Here is a 570-nt window from a genome sequence, read left to right as displayed (position 1 = left end):
CACCGTGTACGCTTAGTCACTTAACCTCACAACCCGAAGGTGTTTCTGTAAACAGAGACACTGTCGTGCTGTTTATTTGAGAGACTCTATGACAGGTTAATCCTTACCCCAATACTTCTACGGAGGGATAAGTTTCAGCTGTCATGTTTCAATTTTCAGCTTGTTCCAGATTGTTAAAGAGCAATATCTTAAACACGACTCGCAAGAGTCATCTTTAAGATAATCAGTCACGAATGACCGGTGATAATGTCTTTCACTCATTATCGGATGGCGTCCCCAAGGGGATTCGAACCCCTGTTACAGCCGTGAAAGGGCAGTGTCCTAGGCCTCTAGACGATGGGGACACGAAAATCCGATTAAATAAAACTTCTTAATCGGTTCGTATCAGCATGAGTCCACAAGACTCATTACATCAACAGGTAGCGCTTTGCTCATTACTTTTCATCAGACAATCTGTGTGGACACTGCACTCAACTGCATATCTTTAGGTAAGGAGGTGATCCAACCGCAGGTTCCCCTACGGTTACCTTGTTACGACTTCACCCCAGTCATGAATCACAAAGTGGTAAG

1 tRNA gene and 1 rRNA gene are annotated in these 570 nt (G+C 44.2%); both read right to left on the bottom strand.

The features are described 5' to 3' along the window. Nucleotides 1-268: 268 nt before the first annotated feature. Nucleotides 269-344: transfer RNA gene (locus A6U95_RS13785), tRNA-Glu, on the bottom strand. Between the two features lie 145 nt (nucleotides 345-489). Then, nucleotides 490-570: ribosomal RNA gene (locus tag A6U95_RS13780) — 16S ribosomal RNA — on the bottom strand; the annotation flags it as partial.

The organism is Serratia sp. 14-2641 (genome assembly GCF_001692375.1).
Classification (GTDB): domain Bacteria; phylum Pseudomonadota; class Gammaproteobacteria; order Enterobacterales; family Enterobacteriaceae; genus Chania; species Chania fonticola_C.
The sequence above is the reverse complement of the archived record's forward strand: the minus strand, read 5'-3'. Positions and strand labels throughout refer to the sequence as shown.